The organism is Flavobacterium sp. Sr18, assembly GCF_011064265.1.
GTDB classification, from domain to species: Bacteria; Bacteroidota; Bacteroidia; order Flavobacteriales; family Flavobacteriaceae; genus Flavobacterium; species Flavobacterium petrolei.
This window is the reverse complement of record NZ_CP049329.1, coordinates 1,825,821-1,850,004: the sequence shown is the minus strand read 5'-3', so window position 1 is coordinate 1,850,004 and position 24,184 is coordinate 1,825,821. Positions and strand designations below refer to the sequence as shown.

Here is a 24,184-nt window from a genome sequence, read left to right as displayed (position 1 = left end):
CGAAGCTTCGGGACGGCAGGAAAGGATGCCGCTACCATCAGGGCTAGGGATTTGGGAAATTAGAACGCTAATTCTAAATCAGAAATCTAAAAACGTTAATCAGAAATTTAAAAACGTAATGCAAAGACCTTCATTCTCCATATACGACGCATCGGCCGGCTCCGGAAAAACTTATGCGCTTGTCAAAGAATACCTAAAAATCATCCTTGTCGCGCCAAAAAATGATGCCTATCGCAACATACTCGCCATTACGTTTACCAACAAAGCGGTACACGAAATGAAATCCCGAATCGTAGGCAGTCTTTCTGAATTTGCCAAGGATGAACCAAGTGCAAAAGCGCAGGATTTAATGCAGGATTTGGTGAACGGAAAACGAAATGAAAATAATCCTGAAGAATGGAGCGAAGAACCAATAGGACTTTCGATTATCCAAATCAAAACTAAATCACAGCAAATCATCAAGCATATTATTCATAATTATGCTGCTTTTGATATTTCGACCATTGATAAATTTACGCACAAAGTGATTCGGGCTTTCGCGCATGATTTGAATTTACCTATGACTTTTGAAGTTACATTAGACACCGAAAATTTATTGATTGAAGCCGTTGATGCCATCATCGCGCAAGCCGGAGAAGATGAAACATTAACAAAACTGCTTATCGATTTCACGATGGAAAAAACCGATGATGATAAATCTTGGGATATTTCACGTGAAATTCTCGAAACGGGTCGTTTGGTTTTAAATGAAAACAATAGAAACGAAATCACGCATTTTCAAGATAAATCTATCGCTGAGTTTGTCGAAATCAAAACCAAACTTTCCGAAGCCTGCAAAGACTTAGAAAAGCAAACTATTGTTTTTGCTGAAGAAGCATTGACCTTAATTGATAAAAACGGGATTGACACCAAATCCTTTTCTAGAGGCACTTTTCCAAATCACATTAATAGTATTCAGCAAGGGAAATTCAATCCTAAGAATAAAATGTTTCATGAGTTTGATGATATTGCAATCAATAAAACGGCAAAAGATCGTGCGATTATTGAAAACCTTATTCCTGAATTTTTACAAATTCTATCGAAAGTTTATTCGACTTTCGAAAAAATAAATTTCTATAAAGCGTTCCTGAAAAATATTACGCCTTTGTCATTGCTGAATACGGTTAGTAATGAATTAGCCAAGATTCAGGAAGAACAAAATGTACTTTCCATCTCGGAATTTAATGCAATTATCCATCGGGAAATTCAAAACCAACCCGCTCCTTTTATATATGAACGATTGGGAGAACGCTACCGTCATTTTTTCATTGATGAATTTCAGGATACTTCCGAAATGCAATGGCAGAACCTGATTCCGCTGATAGATAATGCGCTTTCGGGTCAGGATGATTTTGGTGTAAAAGGAACTTTGATGATTGTTGGCGATCCTAAACAATCGATTTACAGATGGCGTGGCGGAAAAGCGGAACAATTTATTGAATTGAGTAAAGACCAAAATCCATTCAACAATCCCGATAAAAGACTTGAACATTTAGATAAAAATTACCGCTCTTATTCGCAGATAATCGAATTCAATAATGATTTTTTCAAATTGTTATCGAATGAATTCGAGCATTTGGATTATAAAGATTTGTATGAAAATCATAGTCATCAAAAAACGAATGACAAAACCGGTGGATACGTAAATATTTCTTTTATTCCAAGAGTAGAAACTTCGGAAGATGATGAAGAAACTTTGGATAAAACGGATTTGTATGTTTTGGCAACCTTAAATACGATTCAAAAAACGTTAAAACAAGGCTTTCAATACAAAGACATTGTGATTCTGACTCGAAAACGAAGTCAAGGAATTGCGATTGCGAATTATTTAACGGAGCAGGGAATTCCGCTTTTGTCATCCGAAACCTTGATGATTCAAAACGCCACCGAAGTTCGATTAATTATTCATTTACTGAAATACTTGAAAAACAGTTCTGACTTAGAATCCAAAGCAAATTTTCTTCAATATTTAGCTCAAAACAGTCAGGATAAATTACCGATTCATGATTTTATCGCTAAAGGAATGGCGTTATTTCAAGAAGCTGATTTCGAAGAGTGGTTAATGAGTTTTGATGTTTCGCTTTCGTTTCAAAACATTCGAAAAAAATCATTGTATGAAGCGGTGGAGACAATAATAGCAAAGTTCCTCACCCCAGCCCTCTCCAAAGGAAAGGGTGACGGAATAGTTAGTAGTGGGGATAAAAATAGTCTTATTGAATCAAATAAATTAGGGTTCATGACAGGCGGTAATTATTCTCATCTTTTGATAGAAAAAGCAAAAGAAATGCGAAAGCAGCCCACACATGCTGAGAAAGTTCTTTGGATGGAGCTTAAATCGAAAGCACTAGAAGATTATAAATTTAGGCAACAACATTTGATAGATGATTTTATTGTTGATTTTGTTTGCCTGTCCAAAAAACTGGTTGTTGAAGTGGATGGTGAATACCATTTTACTGAAGAACAAATTCAGTTGGATAATTATAGAACAATTACTTTAAATAAATTAGGCTATAAAGTCATTCGATTTACCAATGAGCAAGTAGTAAAGAGTATTTCAGAGGTTTTAAAACGAATAAAAGAAGAATTAATTCAACAAGAAGAAATTCAATACTCCAACTTATCGGTTTCGTCTCCCTCCCCTTCGGGGAGGGCCGGGGAGGGGAATGCCTACGTTCAATATTTCTTGGATATTGTTCTGGAACGAGATATTCGCAATCAAGCAGGAATTTCAGACTTTTTAAATTTCTGGGATAAAAATGCGGAGAAATTTAGTATTCCATCTCCGGAAGGAACTAATGCCGTTCGGATTATGACGATTCATAAATCGAAAGGATTGGAATTTCCGGTTGTGATTTTTCCTTTTGCTGAAGAAGATTATACCAGAAAACCAAAAGATAAATTATGGCTGAATGCGGAAGAACAGGATTTTGGTTTGCCAAAGGTTTTAATAGATAATAGCAGTGCTGTGGAAGGTTTTGGAGAAGAAGCTGCTGAGGTTTACAATCAAAAGAAACAGGAAGAATTATTGGATAATATTAATGTTTTGTATGTAGCTTTGACAAGAGCCGAAGAACAATTATATGTTATTTCGAACATGAATTTATCCAGTAAAGGGGAATTGCCAAAGAATAATATGTGTTTATTTTTTATTAATTATTTAGCTAACAAAGTTGGGTTTGATGAAAATCAATTGGAATATGAATTTGGGAATTCGATGAAATTATCTGTTGGGAAAGAGCACGTCGATACTTCAAAAACAATTCCTTTGGTAACGGAAATTCTGAATCCAAAGAATATAAAAATTGCGCAACGAGAAGCATTAATGTGGGGAACGCATCAGCAGGAAGCTATTGAATATGGTAATGTTATTCATGAAATTTTATCTTTTGTAAAAACTAAAAACGATGTTGATTTGGCAATTACAAAGTCTATTGAAAACGGATTGATCACTTTTGGTCAAAAAGAAATAGTTCTTAAAACGATTCATGAAATTGTTAATCACAGTGAATTAGAAATTTGTTTTGCTGAAGGAAATGACGTTTTGAATGAGCAAACAATCATTCAAAAAGAAGGAAGAACCATTAAGCCCGACCGAATGGTTTTGACAAAAAACAAAGAAGTGTTATTGCTGGATTATAAAACAGGAACACATAATGTGAAATACCAACAGCAATTAGAAAATTATCAAACAGCAATTGAATTAATGGGTTATAAAGTGACAAAAAAAGCACTTATTTACATCGGAAAAGAAATCGATGTAGTAAATTTGTAGCCTAAAAAGTGATTAATTCGCAAAATTGAACTTTAAAAACATAAAAAATGTACGGAAAAATAAAAGAACATCTTCAAGCAGAATTACAAACTATTGAAGATAACGGAATTTTCAAAAAAGAAAGAATTATAACTTCGCCTCAAGGAGCAGAAATCACTATTTCTACAGGAGAAACTGTTCTGAATTTTTGTGCCAATAATTATCTTGGATTATCATCGCATCCAGAAGTGATTCAGGCTGCTAAAGATGCTTTGGATACTCATGGTTTCGGAATGTCATCAGTTCGTTTTATATGCGGAACTCAGGATATTCATAAAACATTGGAAAGAAAAATTTCTGAATTTTATGGTACTGAAGATACCATTCTTTATGCGGCAGCTTTTGATGCTAATGGTGGAGTTTTCGAACCCTTGTTAGGAGAAAATGATGCGATAATTTCAGATAGTTTGAATCACGCTTCCATTATAGATGGTGTTCGTTTGTGTAAGGCGGCTCGTTATCGTTATGAAAATAGCAATATGGAAGATTTGGAACAACAATTAATTAAAGCTACTGAGGCAGGAACTCGTTTCAAATTGATTGTTACCGATGGTGTTTTCTCAATGGATGGTGTTGTGGCTCCTTTGGATAAAATTTGTGATTTAGCCGATAAATATGACGCGATGGTTATGGTAGATGAATGCCATGCTGCCGGATTCATTGGTGCAACCGGAAAAGGAACGCTCGAGGCAAAAGGCGTGATGGGAAGAGTCGATATTATAACAGGAACATTAGGGAAAGCACTTGGAGGTGCGATGGGTGGTTATACCACTGCCAAAAAAGAAATCATTGAAATATTACGTCAGCGTTCCAGACCGTATTTATTCTCAAATTCTCTTGCTCCAGCAATCGTTGGCGCTTCCATCAAAGTTTTTGAATTATTAGAAAAGGATACGACTCTACGTGATAAATTGGAGTGGAATACTAATTACTTCAAAGATGGGATGAAAAAAGCCGGTTTTGATATCATAGATGGCGATTCAGCTATCGTTCCTGTTATGCTTTATGATGCAAAATTATCCCAAACAATGGCTAATGAATTGTTAAAGAGAGGGATTTATGTTATTGGATTCTTTTTCCCAGTGGTACCTAAAGATAAAGCAAGAATAAGAGTACAACTGTCTGCTGCCCACTCTATAGAGCATTTAGACAAGGCAATTAAAGCCTTTACTGAAGTTGGAAAAACGCTGAATATTATATAATTCCCACTTTTAATCATGTTTGTAGGTTTTTTTTAACATATTATTTTGTAATTTAAAATTTACGTACTACTTTTGCTTATAATTAACTAAATTGTAATTAAAAAAATTAAGTATGAAACATCTTAACAAACTTTTTGTTGCTGTAATGATGGTGATGGGCTTAAGCTCTCATGCACAAGACAGTAATAATCCTTGGGCTATCTCTTTTGGAGTTAATGCCGTAGACACTAAAACTAGTGCAGGTGGAGGAAATAATTGGCTTGATCGTCATTTCTCTCAACCATTTGCAGTTAAAGACAATTGGAATATCCTTCCTTCAGTATCATACCTTAGTGTATCGAAATACGTAGGAGATAATTTCTCATTTGGACTTTCTGGTTCTGTGAACAAAATTGATAAATATGTGAAATTTGCTCCAACTGCTGTTGGTCATGATTCTCGTGGATATGTTGTTTCTAATCCAGGAGACTTAATGTACTATGGTATTGATGCAACTATCAAATATAGTTTGATGAACGTGATCAATTCTAAAGTGATTGACCCGTCTTTATCTGTTGGTGGAGGTTATACATTTTTTGGTGATAGCAGCTACGGAACTTTAAATCCAGGTGCTGGATTAACTTTTTGGTTCACTGAAAATGTTGGTTTAGAACTTGCTACAAAATATAAGAAATCTTTTGGTGATAGAGAAGATGCAGCTGGTGTTCCAGATGCTCCATCACATTTTCAACATTCAGCTGGTCTTATCTTCAAATTTGGAGGAAAAGATACAGATGGAGATGGAATTTATGACAAAGATGATGCTTGTCCAGAAGTTGCTGGTTTGAAAGAATTCAACGGATGTCCTGACACTGACGGTGACGGTATTCAAGACAGTGCTGATGCATGTCCTGAGGTTGCTGGTTTAGCTGCATTGAATGGTTGTCCTGATACTGACGGAGATGGAATTGCTGATAAAGATGATGCTTGTCCAGAAGTTGCTGGTTTAGCTGCATTGAAAGGTTGTCCAGATGCTGACGGAGATGATGTTGCAGATAAAGATGACAAATGTCCTTCTGTTGCAGGTCCTAAAGAAAATGCAGGTTGTCCTTGGCCAGATACTGACGGAGACGGAGTATTAGACAAAGATGACAAATGTCCTGAAGTTAAAGGTACTGTTGCAAACCAAGGTTGTCCAGAAATTACTGAAGAAGCAATTAAACAATTAAACAATTATGGTAAAACTATCTTGTTTAACTCTGGTAAATCTACTTTTAAACCACAAACTTTCCCAGTTTTACAATCAATGGTTTCTATTTTGAAAGAATACCCATATTCTAAATTCATGGTTGAAGGTCACACGGATAGCGATGGAAGTAATGAACTTAACCAAACTTTATCTGAAAACAGAGCTGCAGCGGTTAAAAATTACTTAATTGAAAATGGTATTACTACTGATAGATTGAGATCTACTGGTTTTGGTGAAACTAAACCAATTGATTCTAACAAAACTGCTAAAGGAAAAGCTAACAACAGAAGAGTTGAAGTTTCTTTAATTAAAGAATAATTTTTCCAAAATATTTTTAGAAAACGCCTCGATTTATCGGGGCGTTTTTTTTATTTTTATAAAATGACAAATACTTCTTTTTTAGATAAAATAGCAACAGTTTTAATTGAAAATTATTTAAGCGATCTTTCCAATACGATTGTAGTTTTACCAAACAAACGAGCTAAAATATTCCTGATTGAAGCGTTAAAAAATCAAATTACCACAAATATACTTTCTCCCGAAATTATAAGTATCGAGGATTTTGTGCAAAACATCGCGGGAATCCGAACCATAGATCCTATTGAACTATTATTTGAATTCTACGAAGTCTACTTATCTATTACCGATAAAGCAAACCAACAATCTTTTGAATTGTTTGCCAATTGGGCGAAAACACTCCTACAGGACTTCAATGAAATTGACCGATATTTATTAGAACCATCGCATGTTCTTTCGTATCTGAAAGATATTGAAGACATCAAAAAATGGGGAATTGAAGTCGAAAACAAAACGGCATTATTAGAAAAATATATTGATTTTTGGAAATTACTACCCAATTACTATCAATCCCTTTATACACATTTGCTAAACAAAGGAATCGGATATCAGGGTTTGATTTATCGTGAAGCAGTTAATAACTTAAATCATTTTTCGAATTCGGTACAAGGGAAACAATTCCTGTTTGCGGGTTTTAACGCATTGAATGCCGCTGAAGAAAAAATAATCCAACACCTTATTGCCTCTGATCAGGCCAAAATATATTGGGACGTAGACCAAACCTTTCTAAATGACCCGTATCACGATGCAGGACTGTTTGTGCGACGTTTCAAAGAAAGCTGGAAACATTATAAGCAGCATCCGTTTGAATGGATTGTGAATGATTTTTCGCAGACAAAAAGCATTCAGGTGATTGGCACACCAAAAACAATTGGCCAGGCCAAAATTGCCGGAAGTATTATCGAGAATGTCATCAATGAATCCCGAAGCCTCGGGACTGATGGCAAGCTAGATAAAGTGGCTGTGGTTTTAGGCGAGGAAAATCTTTTGGTCCCGCTTTTATATTCGTTACCGTCAAGTGTTGGTGCTTTGAATATTACAATGGGGTATTCGAGTAAGAACAATCCAGCGCAGATTTTGATTGCCAAATTATTCAAAATGCACACGAATGCATTATCCAGAAATGCCAAAAGTTATGTGTTGTATTACAAAGATGTATTGGATATTTTGACGCATCCTTTGGTGGAACCGTATGCAAAAACCAGCGCGCTTGTCCATACCATCAATCAAAATAATTATACTTTTATTACCCATCATAAATTGATGGAATTGAATGCAATTCCGAGTGAATTGTTTCTCTTATTATTCCAAAAATGGGAAAAGGGTTCAATTCCGGTTTTAGAGACCATTTCGAAATTATTGCAAACCATAAAAGAAAATTTAAGCAACGATAACGAAGAAGAAAAAATCACCAAAGCTTTTGTTTTTGCCATTTTCAAAGTCATTAACAAACTGATTAATTATTATTCGAAACATAAACATATCGATAAAATAGAAACGCTTTATGCCATTTACAAACAAGTAATTGATTTAGCGGAAGTTTCTTTTGAAGGTGAACCGTTGAATGGTTTACAGATTATGGGAGTCTTGGAAAGTCGTGTTTTGGATTTTGATACTGTTATTGTCACTTCAATGAATGAAGGAAAATTTCCGGCGGGAAAATCACAAAACTCGTTTATTCCGTATGATGTCAAACGCGAATTGGGTTTGCCAACTTTCAAAGAAAAAGACGCGATTTATACTTATCATTTTTATCATTTGTTGCAACGCGCCAAAAACATTTATTTGCTTTATAATACGGAAAGTGAAGGTCTGGATGCGGGTGAAAAAAGTCGATTCATAACCCAACTGGAAGTCGAAAAGCAAAAAAATCATATCCTTACGCACGAAATTTATAATGCTGTTTTACCCGAAACAGCGTATCAGCCGATGGTAATCCCAAAATCGGAAAGTGTGATGGTACGATTAAAAGAAATCGCCGAAAAAGGGTTTTCTCCATCGGCATTGACGAGTTATATCCGAAATCCGATTCAGTTTTATTTCCAGAAAATTTTACGCATCAGCGAAGTCGAAGAAGTAGAGGAGAACATTGCCTTGAATACCTTGGGAACTATTATCCACGAAACTCTAAAAGTTTTATACGAACCATTCATTGGTAAATTTATTTCAGAAAGTGATATTCTAAATTGTTTCAAACAAATAGACGCTGAGGTTTTGAAACAATTCAAATTAGTTTATAAAGAAGGCGAAATAAAAAAAGGTCGAAATTTATTGGCGTTTGAAGTGGCCAAACGTAATGTTTCGAATTTCTTAAAAGTAGAATTAGAAAGTATTAAAAATGGTGATGCGATAAAAATAATTGCTTTGGAACAAACTTTTGGAAGAACTTTAAATCATCCTAATTTGCCGTTTCAGGTATTGATAAAAGGAAATGTAGATAGGATTGAAGAGCGCAGCGGGGTCATTCGAATTATCGATTACAAAACAGGTAAAGTAGAAAAAGCGAGCGTCACTCTGAAATCCTGGAACCGATTAACCGAAGACATTAAAAGCGATAAAATCATTCAGGTTTTGGCGTATGCTTTCATGTATGAACATGAAGCAAAAGGAAAGCCAATTGAAGCCGGAATTATCTCTTTCAAGAATTTAAAAGCTGGTTTTCTTCCGTTTAATTTTAAAGAAGACAAAGAAGTAAATTCGATTATAAATGAAGAAATTTTGAGTAATTATTTAGAACAAATGGTTCTTTTATTAAGCGAAATTTTGGATGAAAGCATTCCTTTCGAAGAGAAAATAATTTAACAAAACTCCCAATCAGAAAATTAGCCAACATTTTTGAGTTTTACAAAAGCACTTTGACAATAAACGTGTCAATAAGCGCTTTGTCATGGGTTTTTGGAGGATTTGAAACCTTCAAATACGTACTTATTATTTTTGGTTTCTTCATTAGCCTTTTGATAAAAGAGGTAAATGCTAAAAATGAATATTTGTTTTATTACAATAATGGAATTTCAAAAATACAGTTATTCGTGTATGGTTTTCTAATGAATTTTGTTTTTTCGATGGTGCTGATTTTATTCATTAATGTAGTATTGAAATTCGTATGACTAAAAATATTTTAGAAGTAGACAGTGTTCAAAAACAATATGATGGAAAAATCATAGTTTCCGATGTGTATTTGAAATGCGAAACGTATGATATTATTGGTATTTTAGGAAGAAATGGTTCCGGAAAATCTACTTTGTTGAAAATCATTTTTGGAATTGTCACTGCTGACTTTAAATTTGTCCGAGTAGATGGCGTTGTGAAATCAAGGACCAGTGAGTTGCTAAATGAAATTAGTTACTTGCCTCAAGATAATTTTATTCCAAATTCATTCTCGATAAAAAAGACCATTCAATTGTCTATTGCCAAAGAGAAATTAAAGGATTTTTATGCCGATGAAATGATTCAATCAATGCTGAACAAAAAAATAAAGCATTTATCCGGCGGAGAATTACGGTATTTAGAAATTAAATTAATCCTCAATAATGCGTCAAAATTTGTTTTGTTGGACGAGCCTTACAATGGTTTGTCGCCCATAATGATTGAAAAAATTAATGAATTAATTACTTCAATGTCTTGTTTAAAAGGTATTATTATCACGGATCATAACTATGAAAATGTGATTAAGGTTTCCACAAAACTGGCGTTGATGAAAGAAGGAAAAATGCACCATTTGAAAGACAAAAGCGAATTGGTGGAAAAAGGCTATTTGAAATCAGGAATGATTTAGATGCTTTTGAAAAAAGCCAACAATACAATCAATAACTGGTCTTGGTTTTCAATGTGGCTCATGTGTCCGTCCGGAAAAGTCACTAATTTTACCGTTGTGTTTTCAATTTGTTCTTTGGTTTCCTCGTAATTCAGGACAGGATCTTTTTCGCCCAGAATTAATAATTTAGGATAGGGTGTAAGGTGCAACAACACTTCCCGATCTTGTCGTATTTTCATTCCTTCCAGTGACGCAACGATTCCTTGAAGAGGTGTTTTTAGAGCTTCTTTTTTTACGATTTCAATTGCTAATGAAAGGCGTTCTCTGTTGGATTCGCTGAATAAGTTTGCAATAGAAAGTGAAACAAAGTTCATAAAAGATTGTTTTACCGCTTTGATAGCTCGATCCCGATTTGTTTTTCGTTCCTCGCTGTCGGCTCTTGCGGTCGAGTTTAGTAAAACCAATCCTTTTATCGTGTCAGGATATAATTCGGCGAAAGCCAAAGCAACATAACCACCCATAGAATGTCCTACAAAAATGGCTTTTCGGATGCGCAATTCTGATAAAACTGCGTGAACGGCATCGGCATTATCTTCCATTGTTTGTACGTAACTCAAGCATTCCGTTTCTCCATGTCCCAATAAATCTATTGTAATGACGCGGTTTTTTTTGGCAAATTCTGGAATATAAAAATCCCACATGCCTTTGTTTTCCAAGAAACCATGAAGTAAGACAATAGCGGTTCCTTTCCCGGTATCGGAATAGGAGATGTTGGTATTTTTAAAGAGAACTTGTTTCAAAATGAAAATTTAGTTTACAAAAGTAACATTTTATTTTTTTAACCATTTAAGAATTATAAGGTCATGTAAGCAATTCATGAATGCGCTTGTATTAAAAATAGTATATTTGAGAAAAGCAATTATAAATATGAACAGACTTGTGATTATTGGAAATGGATTTGATTTGGCGCATGGATTACCGACTTCTTATAAAGATTTTATTGATGATTATTGGATTGATGTTTTGAAAGAACTTTATGACAATCATTCATACAGCGATAGTTTATTTGTTTCAAATATTTCACGAATTGGGAATGATTATAATGCAAAATCTGATTGGCAAAAAAGTGTTTATAATTTTGAAACATTGAAGTATTTTATTTCAAGATATGAGAGATACTGTACTTTAGAATTTACCAATAACTTTTTTTTAAATATTAATAATCAGATAAATATAGAAAAATGGGTTGATATTGAAAATCTATATTATAATCAATTAAAAATAATTACTAAGGATGGATCACTAAAATCAAATGAAAAAAAGCAACAGGTTGTTTTGTTAAATAAAGAATTTGAACAAGTTAAAAATCTTTTAGAAAAATATTTAAAAGAAAAAGTTGAAGAACAATATGATTTTACGTTGTATCGAGATAATCCCATTCAAGATATTCTCTTACCAGAATTAATAAACAGGTTTGACGAGAAAGAATTTCTAAATGAATTTCAAAATAGTGATCAATTATATGTTAAAGAATTTCTGCAAAAAGCACAAAAAAATTATGATCTCACTACTTTTTTTTTAAATTTTAATTATACAAAATTAGTACAAGAATATTTTTATGGATTTGCATATGCTAAACAAATAAATTACATACATGGTAAACTAAACGATTCTATTAATAGAGTTAATTTTGGTTTTGGAGACGAAATGGACGACGATTATAAAATGATTGAAAACATAGATGATAATGAGTATTTAAGAAACTTTAAGTCTTTTCAATATCTACAAAGTTCAAATTACAAACGTCTTTTAGATTTTGTTGAAAGTGATCAGAAATTTCAAGTTTATATAATGGGTCACTCTTGCGGATTATCAGATAGAACTATGCTTAATACAATTTTTGAACATCCAAATTGTATATCAATAAAGGTTTTTTACCATCAAAAAGAAAATGGAATTGATAACTACACTGAAATTATCCAAAATATATCAAGACATTTTAATAAGAAGAAATTAATGAGAGAAAAGATTGTAAACAAAACACTTTGTCAACCTTTACCACAAATTCAACTTCCTTTAAGATAAAAACTGCTCCCATTTCTGAAAGCCGTTTGTAATTATTAAAATTTAAAATCGTCTGTCGCCATCGAGTAAACTTCCTAATCCGCCTAATAAACTGCCTTCGTCACGACTGTTTCCGCCAGCTCTTGGTGCAGATGCGATAATTCTGTCCGCAAGTCGGCTGAAAGGCAAGGATTGTACATAAACCGTTCCCGGCCCGCGAAGCGCGGCATAAAATAATCCTTCGCCACCAAAAATGGAATTCTTGATGCCGCCAATAAACTCAATATCATAATCGACATCTTTTGTGAAACCTACGATGCAACCGGTGTCGACTTTTAGGATTTCGCCTGCTGCTAATTCTTTTTTGGCTAATGTTCCGCCGGTATGTACAAACGCCAATCCATCGCCTTCTATTTTTTGCATGATGAAACCTTCGCCACCAAACAATCCGCGACCGAGTTTTTTAGAGAATTCTATTCCCACAGAAACACCTTTGGCAGCGCAAAGGAAAGAATCTTTCTGGCAAATGAATTTTCCACCAAATTGTGTCAAGTCGATTGGGATTATTTTCCCTGGATACGGCGATGCGAATGAAACTTTGCTTTTGGTATTGTTTTGATTGATGAATGCTGTCATAAAAAGACTTTCGCCTGTTAAAACTCTTTTTCCGGCGCTTAAAAGTTTACCGAACAATCCGTTTTCTTGTTCGGAACCGTCTCCAAAAATGGTTTCCATTTGGATATTATTGTCCATCATCATAAAACTTCCCGCTTCGGCAATTACAATTTCCTGTGGGTCTAATTCTATTTCCACATATTGCATTTCCTCGCCGTAAATGTGGTAGTCTATTTCGTGTGCTTGCATGATTTCTGTGTTTTAAGTTTTTTAAATATGTCGGAAAGGTGATTATAAAGTTACAGCTTTAAGATGAATTTTGGAATTACAGATATTCTCGTTGAAGCGCAAGGGATAGAAGTGGAAAGCCCACAGTCTCGTCTTTTTTGACGAGACGAGGACTTATAGCGGATAGCCCGACGCAGCTGGAGTTTACGGAAGCTGGGTTGCGCCCAAAAAAAATCGGTTCACATTGCTGTAAACCGATTTGGTTGTATGTTTTAAGGAATTAACTGTTCATTAACTCTTCGATTTCGTCCACTTCAATTGGGATGTTGCGCATCATGTTGAACGGTTCGCCGCTTTCCTGAACGATGATGTTGTCCTCAAGACGGATTCCGAAACCTTCGGCAGGGATATAAATTCCAGGCTCAACGGTGAACACCATATTGGCTTGCATAGGTTCAGTCAGGATTCCGTAATCGTGCGTGTCTAATCCCATGTGGTGCGATGTCCCGTGCATGAAATATTTTTTATAAGCAGGCCATTCCGGTTTTTCATTTTGCACATCGGCTTTGTCAATAAGACCCAAACCTAGCAATTCTGAAGTCATTAATTTCCCCACTTCGATATGGTATTGTTTCCAAAGTGTTCCTGTAGTCAGCATTTTTGTCGCTTCATTTTTCACACGTAAAACGGCATTGTATACTTCTTTTTGTCTTTTGGTGTACTTTCCTGAAACTGGAATGGTACGCGTCATATCACTAGAATAATTCGCATATTCAGCTGCAACATCTAGTAAAATCAAATCACCGGCTTTGCATTGTTGGTTGTTTTCGATGTAATGCAACACATTGGCATTGTTTCCGGAAGCGATAATTGGAGTGTAAGCGAAACCACGGGAACGGTTGCGAATGAATTCGTGAATCAACTCGGCTTCGATTTCGTATTCGGTAACATTTGGTTTCACGAAAGTCAATAATCGTCTAAAACCAAGTTCGGTAATATTACAGGCTTTTTGGATTAAATCCAATTCTTCGGTTTCTTTTACAGAACGAAGACGTTGCAATATCGGGTTACTTTTTGCAACAGCATGTGCAGGATATTTCTCTTTCCACCATTTTACAAAACGGGCTTCGCGCGTTTCAGTTTCTACGGTAGCACGGTAATGCTCATTTGTATTGATGTAAATTGTTTCAGCATGAGTCATCATTTCGAACAAAACTTTTTCAAAATCCTGCAACCAATGCACGGTTCTGATTCCTGTTACTTCAAAAGCACGCTCTTTAGTCAGTTTTTCACCTTCCCAAATAGCAATGTGTTCGCTGGTTTCTTTCAAGAATACCATTTCTCTTTGATGCTCGTAAGGCGCATCCGGAAAAAGCAATAAAATACTTTCTTCCTGATCGACTCCGCTTAAATAAAATATGTCGCGGTGTTGTGCAAATGGCAAAGTACTATCGGCAGAAACGGGATAAATATCATTAGAATTGAAGATGGCAACACTTTTTGGCTTCATCTGAGCCATGAATTTTTCTCTATTTTTTATAAATAAATCTCGGTCAATTTGATGATATTTCATAACAATTCGTTTTTATACATTGAATATTCAAAAATACTAACTTTGAGAGAAACGGATGTTAATTACTGTATAAAATTTTCAGATAACTATTTTTATGATTAATTTTCCAATTCAAATCAGTTTTTATGAAAAAAATAGTACTCTTTTCTGCCATCATAGTCCAAAGTGTCTCTTGGGGACAAGTTTCTGCGGAAGCGATTCAGCAATCATTGGAAGCCAAAAAACAAATGGAAAATCAATCGCTTTTTCAGAATGTTGCTTTTGAAAATGTAGGTCCAACGGTGATGAGCGGAAGAGTGGTGGATGTGGATGTAAATCCGGAAAATCCAACCGAGTTTTATGTAGGATATGCTTCAGGCGGACTTTGGTACACGAATAATAATGGGATGAGTTTTTCGCCGGTTATGGATACGGCGCCTACGCAAAATGTAGGCGATATCGCGATAGACTGGAAACGAGGAACGATTTGGGTAGGAACTGGCGAAGTGAATTCGTCCCGATCGTCTTACGCCGGAATTGGAATTTTAAAATCCGAAGATAAAGGGAAGACTTGGCAAAATATGGGATTGCACGACAGCCATCACATCAGCAGAATACATATAAATCCATCAAATCCAGATGAAGTTGTTGTGGGTGCCGTGGGTCATTTGTATTCTAAAAATGAAGAAAGAGGAATTTATAAAACGAATAATGGCGGAAAAACTTGGAGTAAAACCCTTTATATCGACGATGAAACTGGTATTATAGATGTGGCTGTTTCGCCAAAAAACTTTAAGATTCAATTTGCAGCTTCTTGGAGCAAAAACAGAAAAGCGTGGGATTTTATAGGAAGCGGAGCCACTTCGGGAATTTATAAAAGTGAAGATGCAGGAATGACATGGAAGCTTTTTACGAATGCTGAAAGTGGATTTCCTATTGGCGAAGGCGTTGGGAGAATTGGTTTAGCGGTATATGATGACAATAACGTGTATGCTGTTTTGGATAACCAATTCAAAAGACCGTTGCAATCCAAAAAAAGCAATTCTTTACCAATTGCATTTTCTATGCCGGGAGACGAATTCTTGAAATTACCCAATAAAAGTCTGAATTCTATTTTAAAGAATTACGGATTAACCGAGAAATACAGAGCCGAAAACATCAAACATTGGGTTCAAAACGGGTATTTGCAACCTAACGAAGCGGCAAAAGTGGTTTTGGAAGCGATAAATAGTTTAGCCGAAACAGAAGTTATTGGAGCCGAAGTATACAAATCAAGTAACGGAGGAAAAAATTGGAGTAAGACCCACCAAGATTTTATTGATGATTTCTTTTATTCGTATGGCTATTATTTCAGTGTTATCTCTGTAGATCCAAACGATGTGAATAAAATTTATTTGTCAGGTGTGCCGATTATCAAATCAAATGATGGCGGAAAAACATTTACCTCCATAAGCGAAGAGAATGTTCATGCAGATCATCACGTAGTTTGGGTGAATCCAAATAAATCCGGACATTTGATTAATGGAAATGACGGTGGTTTGAACATTTCGTATGATGATGGAGCGCATTGGGTAAAAAGTAATTCGCATTCCGTAAGTCAGTTTTATGCAGTGAATGTAGATGAGCAAGAACCATATAATATTTATGGCGGGATGCAGGATAATGGCGTTTGGGTTGGACCAAGTACGTATAAATATTCCTCAGAATGGTACCAAACTGGAAAATATCCATACGAAAATTTGATGGGAGGCGACGGAATGCAAACTCAAATTGATAAAAGAAACCCAAATATTGTTTTTACAGGATTTCAATTTGGAAACTATTACAGAATTGATCGTGCAACTAACAAGCGAGAGTATGTTTCGCCAAAGCCAAAAAAGGACGAGAAACCGTTCCGATTCAATTGGCAAACGCCTATTTTATTGTCTTCGCACAATCAGGATATTTTATACATGGGGTCTAATTTCTTGCACCGTTCGATGAATCAAGGACAAACTTGGACCGCAATTTCCCCTGATTTGACGCAAGGAGTGAAGGAAGGAAATGTAGCTTTTGGAACAATCGCTGCCATCAGCGAAAGTACTTTACAGTTCGGTTTACTCTACACAGGAAGTGATGACGGATTGATTCATTTATCGAAAGATGGCGGGGCGACTTGGAACAAAATTTCGGAAAATTTGCCTCAAAAGCGTTGGGTTTCTAGAGTCGTGGCTTCGGCGCATAAGAAAGAAAGAGTTTATGCGACTTTAAATGGATATCGAAATGATGATTTCACTAGTTATGTGTTTATGTCAGATGATTTTGGTCAAAGTTGGAAAAATATCGCCAATAATTTGCCTGCAAGTCCTGTGAATGTAATTGTGGAGGATAATGTAAATGAGAATGTTTTGTATTTGGGAACGGATAACGGATTGTATGTTTCACTAAATAAAGGAACAACTTGGGATGATTTTTCGAACGGAATTCCGAACGTTGCGGTTCACGATTTAGTGATGCAAAAGGTAGCGAAAGATTTAGTGGTGGGAACGCACGGTCGTTCGATTTATAAAGTCAAATTAGAGCAAGTGCAACAGTTGAATGATAAAGTGGTAGCGGAAAATCTTCATGTTTTTGAACTTAAAAAAATCAAAAAATCAAGAGAATGGGGAAACAGCTGGAGTTCTTGGGCTAAAGCTTCAGAACCAAAAGCAGAGATTTGGTTTTATTCGAATGGGGATTCAGACGTGCTTTTGCAAATTGAAAACAGTTTAAAAGAAGTTATTTATTCTCAGAAGGTGAAAGCGTCAAAAGGATTGAATAAACACATTTACGATCTTTCAATGACTAAAACGGCAGCGGATAATTGGAAAAGTAAAGACAAAAAACTAAAATTGGAAGAAGCCAAAAATGGGAAATATTACCTTCCAATTTCAATCAATAAAATCAGTATTCAAAAAGGAAAAGAGAAAGTGGTTACTGATCTTGAAATTTTAGAATCAAAATAGAAAGTCTTTTTATTTTAAAAACAAAAAACACGATTCCATCTGAAATCGTGTTTTTTTTATGGTTGCTACTTTATTTAAAACTGAGCTACTTCTGTAGAATCTTTCATTGCGGTTGTAGAAGATTTTCCAATTGTCACGGTATTTTGTACCGCATCAAAATAGGATGTTCCTACGAAACCTTGATGTTTTACTGCTTTGAAACCATGTTTTTGCAAAGCAAATTCTCTTTCCTGCAATTCAGAATAGCCTGCCATTCCTCTTTCTTTGTAGGCTTTAGACAATTCGAACATGCTTGTATTCAATGCGTGGAATCCGGCTAAAGTGATGAATTGGAACTTGTATCCCATTGCTGCAAGATCTTCGCGGAATGTTTCCATTTCAGCAACGGATAATTTTGCAGCCCAGTTGAAAGAAGGCGAACAATTGTAAGCCAACATTTTTCCTGGGAATTTTGCGTGAATTCCTTCAGCAAATTGTCTTGCGTAATCCAGATCCGGATTACTGGTTTCCATCCAGATTAAATCAGCATAAGGCGCGTAACTCAATCCTCTGTCAATTCCTTGCTCCACGCCACAATTTACGTAGAAAAAGCCTTCTCCAGTTTTCTCTCCTGTGATGAATTTAGCATCTCTTGGGTCAATATCGCTAGTCAATAAGTTGGCTGCATCAGCATCTGTACGGGCCACAACAATTGTTGGCGTTCCCATCACGTCAGCTGCTAATCGAGCCGCAATCAATTTATTGATGGCTTCTTGCGTAGGAACCAAAACTTTTCCTCCTAAGTGGCCGCATTTTTTAGCAGAACTCAATTGGTCTTCAAAGTGAACTCCGGCAGCTCCTGCTTCAATCATCGATTTCATTAATTCGAAAGCATTCAGGTTTCCACCAAAACCAGCTTCGGCATCAGCCACAATAGGAACTAAGTATTCTTTTTTGTCAGCTGTTCCGTTAACCACTTGTATTTGATCCGCTCTCAAAAGCGCATTATTGATTCGTTTTACTACCAATGGAACGCTGTTAGCAGGATATAAAGATTGGTCAGGATACATTTCTCCGGCTACATTTGCATCAGCGGCAACTTGCCAACCGCTCAAATAAATAGCATCTAATCCTGCCTCTACTTCTTGAATGGCTTGGTTTCCTGTAAGCGCGCCAAGTCCGGCTACAAAATCTTGGGAATTTAGTTTATTCCATAAAGTATTCGCTCCAATTCTGGCAACACTATGTTCTATTTGATACGAACCTTGCAATTTTACAACTTCTTCAGCAGTATAGGGGCGCTCAATACCATTCCATCTTGGGTTTGTAATCCAGTCGGTAACTAATTCTTGAATTCTTGTTTCTGTAGTTTTCATTTTTCTTTTTTTTGGTTGTTTGTTAATAGGGATTGTAATTGATTTTTTAAATGTATTTGTATCCAGGAATGGTCAAAAATTCGATAAAATTGTCGTTCACGACTAGAATATCTAATAATTGTTCCGCTAATCTGTATTTTTGTTTTTCATGATTTTCATCTCCAACAAGCTTTCTGATTTTTTCAAATTCCTCCATCGCTATACGATGATAATAATTTGTATTTAATGTTTTTTTATTGTCCAAAACGACTTCGTTTTGTAACCATTGCCACAATTGCGATCTCGAAATCTCAGCAGTAGCAGCATCTTCCATCAAATTGTGTAACGCTGCGGCGCCTTGTCCGTTAAGCCATGAAGCGATGTATAAAACGGAAATACTAATGTTTTTTCGAACACCTTCCTCGGTAATGGTTCCTTTTGGAGTTTCGAGCAAATCACTTTCGGTAACGTGTACGTCTTCTCTTTTTACCTGAATTTGGTTTTTACTCGGCATGTATTTATCGAAAACTGTCATAGCAAGTGAAACCAAATCCGGATGTGCGACCCAAGTGCCGTCATGACCATTTTTTACTTCCCGTTCTTTGTCGGCGATTACTTTATCGAAAGCAATTTTATTAGCTTCTTCGTTGTTTTTTATCGGAATTTGCGCTGCCATTCCACCAATTGCGTGAATGTTTCGTTTGTGGCATCGTTGAATAACTAATTGGGAATACGCACTCATAAATGGAGAAGTCATCGTCACCTGATCTCTGTTTGGAACGATGAAAGCTGGGTTCTTTCTTAGTTTTTTGATGTATGAAAAAATGTAATCCCATCGCCCGCAATTAAGGCCTACAATATGCTCTTTCAATTCAAAGATAATTTCGTCTAATTGAAAACTGGCAGTTATTGTTTCGATTAAAACCGTGGCTTTGAATGTTCCGTTTTTTACGCCTAAATATTCCTGCGTAAATTCGAAAACTTCATTCCACCATCTTGCTTCCAGATAATGTTCCAGTTTTGGAATGTAAAAATACGGTGCCGTTCCATCTTCAATAAGTTGCTTATGATTGTGAAAAGCATATAATCCGAAGTCAATTAGTGATCCTGAAGTTTGTTCTCCGTTAATCAAAATATTTTTTTCAGGCAAATGCAATCCTCTTGGACGAACAAGCAGTACTGCAGTTTTTTCGTTCAGACTGTATTTTTTATTCTTTATAGTATCTTCAAGAGCAATGGTTTTATTTACCGCATCTTTCAGGTTTTGCTGTCCCGTCATTAAGTTGCTCCAAGTAGGAGAAGTGCTGTCTTCAAAATCAGCCATGAATGTTTTTGCACCCGAATTCAATGCATTAATGACCATTTTTCTGTCGACTGGACCGGTTATTTCGACTCTTCGATCTAATAAATCGTTTGGTGTTTGCGCCGCTTTCCAATTACTTTCTCTGATGCTTTTGGTCTCAGCAGGAAAAGTTGGTAAGGCACCTTGATCGAATAAATCCTGTTGTTTTTTTCTTTCGTCTAATAACAAAAGTCTTTTGGCATTGAATCGCTCGTGAAGTTCTACAATAAAATTAATGGCCTTGTCCGTCAAAATTTCTGGATAATGCACTTTCGTTTCATTGGAAAACTGTAACGATTTTTCGGTTGTTTCGGTATTTGCTTTCATGGTTAATATGTTTTACATGACAATGTTACGAAAAGTTTTTTACAAAACAAGCGAACGTACGCTAAAAATTAAAAATATTTTTTTTGCGGATTATATTTTTATGATTACATTTGATTATTATGAATATAGAAAAGGATTATATCAAGTTAATTTTTGGGCTTAAACTCAAGCAGGCTCGCACCAATAAGAATCTGTCACTATTTGGTTTGGCAAAAATCACAGACCTTTCAAAATCGTATTTAAACGAAATAGAAAAAGGGAAAAAGTATCCAAAAACGGATAAAATTATTCTGTTAGCCGAAAAACTCGATATTTCCTATGATAATATGGTGTCGTTGAAACTGGATAATAATCTGGCGCCCATTGGAGAAATTTTAAAATCGGGAATTTTAAAAGAGATTCCTCTGGAGATTTTCGGAATTCAGGAAAACGATCTTATCGACATTATTGCTAATGCACCTGCAAAAGTCAATGCGTTTATCAGCACGATTATCGAGATTGCACAACATTACAATTTGACAAGAGAGAGTTTCTTTTTGGCTTCGTTGCGTTCCTATCAAGAAGCCCACACAAACTATTTTGAAGATTTAGAACAGAAGGTGTTGCAGTTTTTGAAAGCGTTTCACGTGAATATTGAAGCTAAAATTTCGATCGAAGAACTCACGGCGATTTTAATAGAAGAGTATGGTTATACGATAAAAGAACTCGTTTTTTCGGAGCAAGAACAATTGGGGGATTTGAGATCGATTTTTGTGCCAAAAAGCAAGACGTTACTTCTTTCCTTAGATATTGATGAACCTCAAAAAGCGTTTATCTTGGCCAAGGAAATTGCGTATAATTACCTTGAAATCACCGAAAGATTATATACGTTCAGCTGGATTAAGTTTGATAACTTCGATCAGGTTTTGAACAACTTTTATGCTTCTTATTTTGCAGGAGCCTTACTTATTCCAAGACAAAAATTGATAGACGAACTGAATTTATTTTTGTCTAAAACAGATCCAAAACCACAGGAAATGATTGCATTGATGAGCGGTTTTAATGTTTCGCCCGAATCGTTCTATCAAAGGTTGACTAATATTTTGCCAAAAGACTTTCAGTTGAAGAACCTTTTCTTTCTGAGATTGTCGCATCAAATAGGAACGGATACGTATCAGATAAAAAAGGAATTGCATATCACGAACCAGCAGGAACCGCACGCTAATGAAATGAATGAACATTACTGCCGAAGATGGGTTTCTATTCGTACAATAGAGCAATCTTTGAAGCAAAAGAAAAGCCATTTTTTTGATGCGCAAATATCCAGTTATGAAAACAGCAAAAATGAATATCTTGTTTTTTCATCCGCAACACCGGATCCGTTTAAAGTAGATTGTATCCGCAGTATATCGGTAGGAATTTTGATTACGCCGGGAATGAAGAAAAAATTTAAGTTCATCGAGAATGATTCGCTTAAGAAACAGATTGTCGGGGTTACTTGTGAAACTTGTGCCGTTAAAAATTGTTTGGAACGCGCTTCGCCACCAATACAATTAGAGCAAAAAATGCGCAACGAAAATACGGATTTAATTGTGCAACAATACATGGCAAAATTCAGTTAGCGGAATGCTGAATTTTAAATAAAAAAGCACCGATAATTCAAATTTGAGCTTTCGGTGCTTTTTTTAGAAGTATAAAATTAATCCACCCATTTGTAATAACGAGCACCAATTAAATTAGGAATTTCATTTTCAATTCGATCCAAAAGCCATTCAGTTTTTGGAGTTCGAACGCTGATTTTTTGTTCCTTTTTATGCAGTTTGTTGTAAGTTTCAAAGTCAATTTCGTAACTTTTTTCTATTGTTTCAAAAAGATTGACGTCAGCAATTGCTAATTTCCAGTCTTTTTGAATGGTTCCTTCAAAAACCTTTGATTTTGAGCCGCTTCCGTACGCAAGAAAGCCAAATTTACTGCCGCTTATTTCTTTTTCAGTATCATAAAAATGAGCCAAAGTTGATAGTAGTCCCATGAAAATAGAACCTGTGTATAGATTTCCAATTAGAGAAGAAGCGATTTCGGCAGGCATTAATTTTTCATTTATAAATTCTTTGTAGGCTTCTGATTTGCTGATTTCTTTCAATTTATTTTGGTATTCCGAAGTGTCTTCATCTCCAGTGATAATTGTATTGGATGCGTCCAAAGCATAAATTTCAGATAACATTCTGCGTCCCTGAAAAGCATAAGGCAAGTGCATGACAATACTTTTCCAGGAATCGTAAACAGTTTCGGTGGTATTTTTTAATTTTTTGAATGAAAAATAAGCGTCTCTCGTTCGATCCATATAGCATTGATTCGAATATTGACCGTCAAAAACGGGTTGGTCTTTGTGGATTTCAACTTCACTTTCTAAATTTTCAAACCACGGTTCATTAGTTGTGTTTCCTGTAATTGCTGTTTTCGAAATCGTTCGGAACGGTTTAAAAAAGTCAAAAACTCCTTTTGTGCTGGTTGCCCAATTGTTTTCGAAAGCAATAATTCTTGGATTTGAAGTTATCAGCATTGCTAAAGCGCCAGCACCTTGTGTGTATTCTCCGGTAGAGTTTAAATCGTATTTTGCAAAATCAGTAGTGACAACAATTGCTTTTTTTGTTGGATTCAATGTTACAAAATCAATACAGTTTTGTATGGCATCAACTCCGCCAATACAAGCAAAAGTAAAATCAACCACATCACATTCTGATAACGTGTTTTCTCCAAATTTTTGTTCCATCAATGCAATCAAAAACGAGCTTATTGGTTTTGAGCTGTCAATGGCGCTTTCAGTTCCTACATAAATTCGGGCAATTTCGTTGAGGTTTATGTTGTTGTCTGAAATTAATTTGGTCAATGCATTGGCACCAAAAACTACCGTGTCTTGATGTATGTCTGGCAATGTCATTTTGATTAAGCCCAGTCCTTTTTCTAGTTTTTCGGGTTCGATATTTCTGGCTTTTGCCAAAGTATTTATGGGTAAATGTATTTTTGCAACATCAAAAGAGATAGCGTCAATTCCTGTTTTCATCATAATTTTTTTTCTTATAAAAGTAAAATTTAGGAGTTTAATGACAGTTTTTTTAGGGTTCTAAAAATAGTGTTTATTAAACTTTTAGGAATTTAAAAAAATTACCTAATCAAAATTATTGATATGATAAATTAAATCCCTATTTACGAGGATTATAGTAAATAGCAGCTGCAATAAAATTGTGCGATTATTTGCTTTTGTTTAACTAAATAACAGACTTTTAGCATCTTAAGTGCTGGTTAATAGCAAATTATTGGAATTTAGGTCTTAACACTTTAAAATCATTATAAATTATAACGAAAAGGTT

Annotated in this window: 15 protein-coding genes; 9 read left to right on the top strand and 6 right to left on the bottom strand. The window is 35.3% G+C overall.

Features of this window, described 5'->3' with window-relative positions:
- Positions 1-118 precede the first annotated feature (118 nt).
- From G7A72_RS08185 to G7A72_RS08160, 6 genes are all read left to right on the top strand, one after another.
- Positions 119-3,811: a UvrD-helicase domain-containing protein gene (locus tag G7A72_RS08185; RefSeq protein WP_165152110.1), complete on the top strand. Its 3,693-nt coding sequence runs from the start codon at positions 119-121 to the stop codon at positions 3,809-3,811.
- Between the two features lie 47 nt (positions 3,812-3,858).
- Positions 3,859-5,052 (top strand): glycine C-acetyltransferase, encoded by a 1,194-nt coding sequence (kbl, locus tag G7A72_RS08180; protein ID WP_165152109.1) that lies wholly within the window; start codon positions 3,859-3,861, stop codon positions 5,050-5,052.
- Between the two features lie 112 nt (positions 5,053-5,164).
- The gene (locus tag G7A72_RS08175) at positions 5,165-6,598 is read left to right on the top strand and encodes an OmpA family protein (protein ID WP_165152108.1); all 1,434 of its coding nucleotides are present in this window, start codon (positions 5,165-5,167) and stop codon (positions 6,596-6,598) included.
- Positions 6,599-6,661: 63 nt separating this feature from the next.
- A complete protein-coding gene (locus G7A72_RS08170; RefSeq protein ID WP_165152107.1) occupies positions 6,662-9,439 on the top strand; it encodes a PD-(D/E)XK nuclease family protein in 2,778 nt (925 codons plus the stop codon).
- Positions 9,440-9,492: 53 nt separating this feature from the next.
- Positions 9,493-9,744, top strand: a complete 252-nt coding sequence (locus G7A72_RS08165) for a hypothetical protein (protein ID WP_165152106.1) — start codon at positions 9,493-9,495, stop codon at positions 9,742-9,744.
- A complete protein-coding gene (locus tag G7A72_RS08160) occupies positions 9,741-10,412 on the top strand; it encodes an ATP-binding cassette domain-containing protein (protein ID WP_165152105.1) in 672 nt (223 codons plus the stop codon). Before G7A72_RS08165 ends, G7A72_RS08160 begins: the two co-directional genes overlap by 4 nt.
- Here G7A72_RS08160 and G7A72_RS08155 read toward each other — a convergent pair.
- A complete protein-coding gene (locus tag G7A72_RS08155) occupies positions 10,409-11,191 on the bottom strand; it encodes an alpha/beta fold hydrolase (protein WP_165152104.1) in 783 nt (260 codons plus the stop codon). The genes G7A72_RS08160 and G7A72_RS08155 overlap by 4 nt on opposite strands.
- Before the next feature lie 106 nt (positions 11,192-11,297).
- Between G7A72_RS08155 and G7A72_RS08150 the strand changes: the two genes are divergently transcribed.
- On the top strand, positions 11,298-12,476 hold the full coding sequence (locus tag G7A72_RS08150; RefSeq protein ID WP_165152103.1) for an AbiH family protein: 1,179 nt from the start codon (positions 11,298-11,300) through the stop codon (positions 12,474-12,476).
- A gap of 42 nt (positions 12,477-12,518) precedes the next feature.
- Here G7A72_RS08150 and G7A72_RS08145 read toward each other — a convergent pair whose 3' ends face one another.
- Complete coding sequence (locus tag G7A72_RS08145) at positions 12,519-13,319, bottom strand: TIGR00266 family protein (RefSeq protein ID WP_165152102.1); 801 nt, start codon at positions 13,317-13,319, stop codon at positions 12,519-12,521.
- Between the two features lie 259 nt (positions 13,320-13,578).
- On the bottom strand, positions 13,579-14,871 hold the full coding sequence (locus G7A72_RS08140; protein ID WP_165152101.1) for an aminopeptidase P family protein: 1,293 nt from the start codon (positions 14,869-14,871) through the stop codon (positions 13,579-13,581).
- A gap of 125 nt (positions 14,872-14,996) precedes the next feature.
- Between G7A72_RS08140 and G7A72_RS08135 the strand changes: the two genes are divergently transcribed.
- On the top strand, positions 14,997-17,834 hold the full coding sequence (locus G7A72_RS08135; RefSeq protein WP_165152100.1) for a sialidase family protein: 2,838 nt from the start codon (positions 14,997-14,999) through the stop codon (positions 17,832-17,834).
- Between the two features lie 74 nt (positions 17,835-17,908).
- Here G7A72_RS08135 and aceA read toward each other — a convergent pair whose 3' ends face one another.
- Both aceA and aceB read right to left on the bottom strand, forming a co-directional pair.
- Complete coding sequence (gene aceA / locus G7A72_RS08130) at positions 17,909-19,189, bottom strand: isocitrate lyase (RefSeq protein ID WP_131990435.1); 1,281 nt, start codon at positions 19,187-19,189, stop codon at positions 17,909-17,911.
- Between the two features lie 46 nt (positions 19,190-19,235).
- Positions 19,236-20,837, bottom strand: coding sequence for a malate synthase A (aceB, locus tag G7A72_RS08125; RefSeq protein WP_165152099.1), 1,602 nt, complete (start codon positions 20,835-20,837; stop codon positions 19,236-19,238).
- A gap of 119 nt (positions 20,838-20,956) precedes the next feature.
- On the opposite strand from aceB, the gene G7A72_RS08120 reads away from it, so the two are divergent.
- Positions 20,957-22,438: a helix-turn-helix domain-containing protein gene (locus G7A72_RS08120; RefSeq protein ID WP_165152098.1), complete on the top strand. Its 1,482-nt coding sequence runs from the start codon at positions 20,957-20,959 to the stop codon at positions 22,436-22,438.
- Between the two features lie 77 nt (positions 22,439-22,515).
- On the opposite strand, the gene G7A72_RS08115 is transcribed toward G7A72_RS08120, so the two are convergent.
- A complete protein-coding gene (locus G7A72_RS08115; RefSeq protein WP_165153711.1) occupies positions 22,516-23,877 on the bottom strand; it encodes a hydroxymethylglutaryl-CoA synthase family protein in 1,362 nt (453 codons plus the stop codon).
- Positions 23,878-24,184 lie beyond the last annotated feature (307 nt).

Bases quoted from the DNA above. Each gene is read 5' to 3' on its own strand.
- G7A72_RS08145 (WP_165152102.1), bottom strand. From the start codon at position 13,319: ATGCAAGCACACGAAATAGACTACCACATTTACGGCGAGGAAATGCAA.
- G7A72_RS08175 (WP_165152108.1), top strand. From the start codon at position 5,165: ATGAAACATCTTAACAAACTTTTTGTTGCTGTAATGATGGTGATGGGC.
- G7A72_RS08120 (WP_165152098.1), top strand. From the start codon at position 20,957: ATGAATATAGAAAAGGATTATATCAAGTTAATTTTTGGGCTTAAACTC.
- G7A72_RS08160 (WP_165152105.1), top strand. From the start codon at position 9,741: ATGACTAAAAATATTTTAGAAGTAGACAGTGTTCAAAAACAATATGAT.
- G7A72_RS08135 (WP_165152100.1), top strand. From the start codon at position 14,997: ATGAAAAAAATAGTACTCTTTTCTGCCATCATAGTCCAAAGTGTCTCT.
- G7A72_RS08115 (WP_165153711.1), bottom strand. From the start codon at position 23,877: ATGAAAACAGGAATTGACGCTATCTCTTTTGATGTTGCAAAAATACAT.
- aceB (WP_165152099.1), bottom strand. From the start codon at position 20,837: ATGAAAGCAAATACCGAAACAACCGAAAAATCGTTACAGTTTTCCAAT.
- G7A72_RS08140 (WP_165152101.1), bottom strand. From the start codon at position 14,871: ATGAAATATCATCAAATTGACCGAGATTTATTTATAAAAAATAGAGAA.
- aceA (WP_131990435.1), bottom strand. From the start codon at position 19,189: ATGAAAACTACAGAAACAAGAATTCAAGAATTAGTTACCGACTGGATT.
- G7A72_RS08170 (WP_165152107.1), top strand. From the start codon at position 6,662: ATGACAAATACTTCTTTTTTAGATAAAATAGCAACAGTTTTAATTGAA.
- kbl (WP_165152109.1), top strand. From the start codon at position 3,859: ATGTACGGAAAAATAAAAGAACATCTTCAAGCAGAATTACAAACTATT.
- G7A72_RS08185 (WP_165152110.1), top strand. From the start codon at position 119: ATGCAAAGACCTTCATTCTCCATATACGACGCATCGGCCGGCTCCGGA.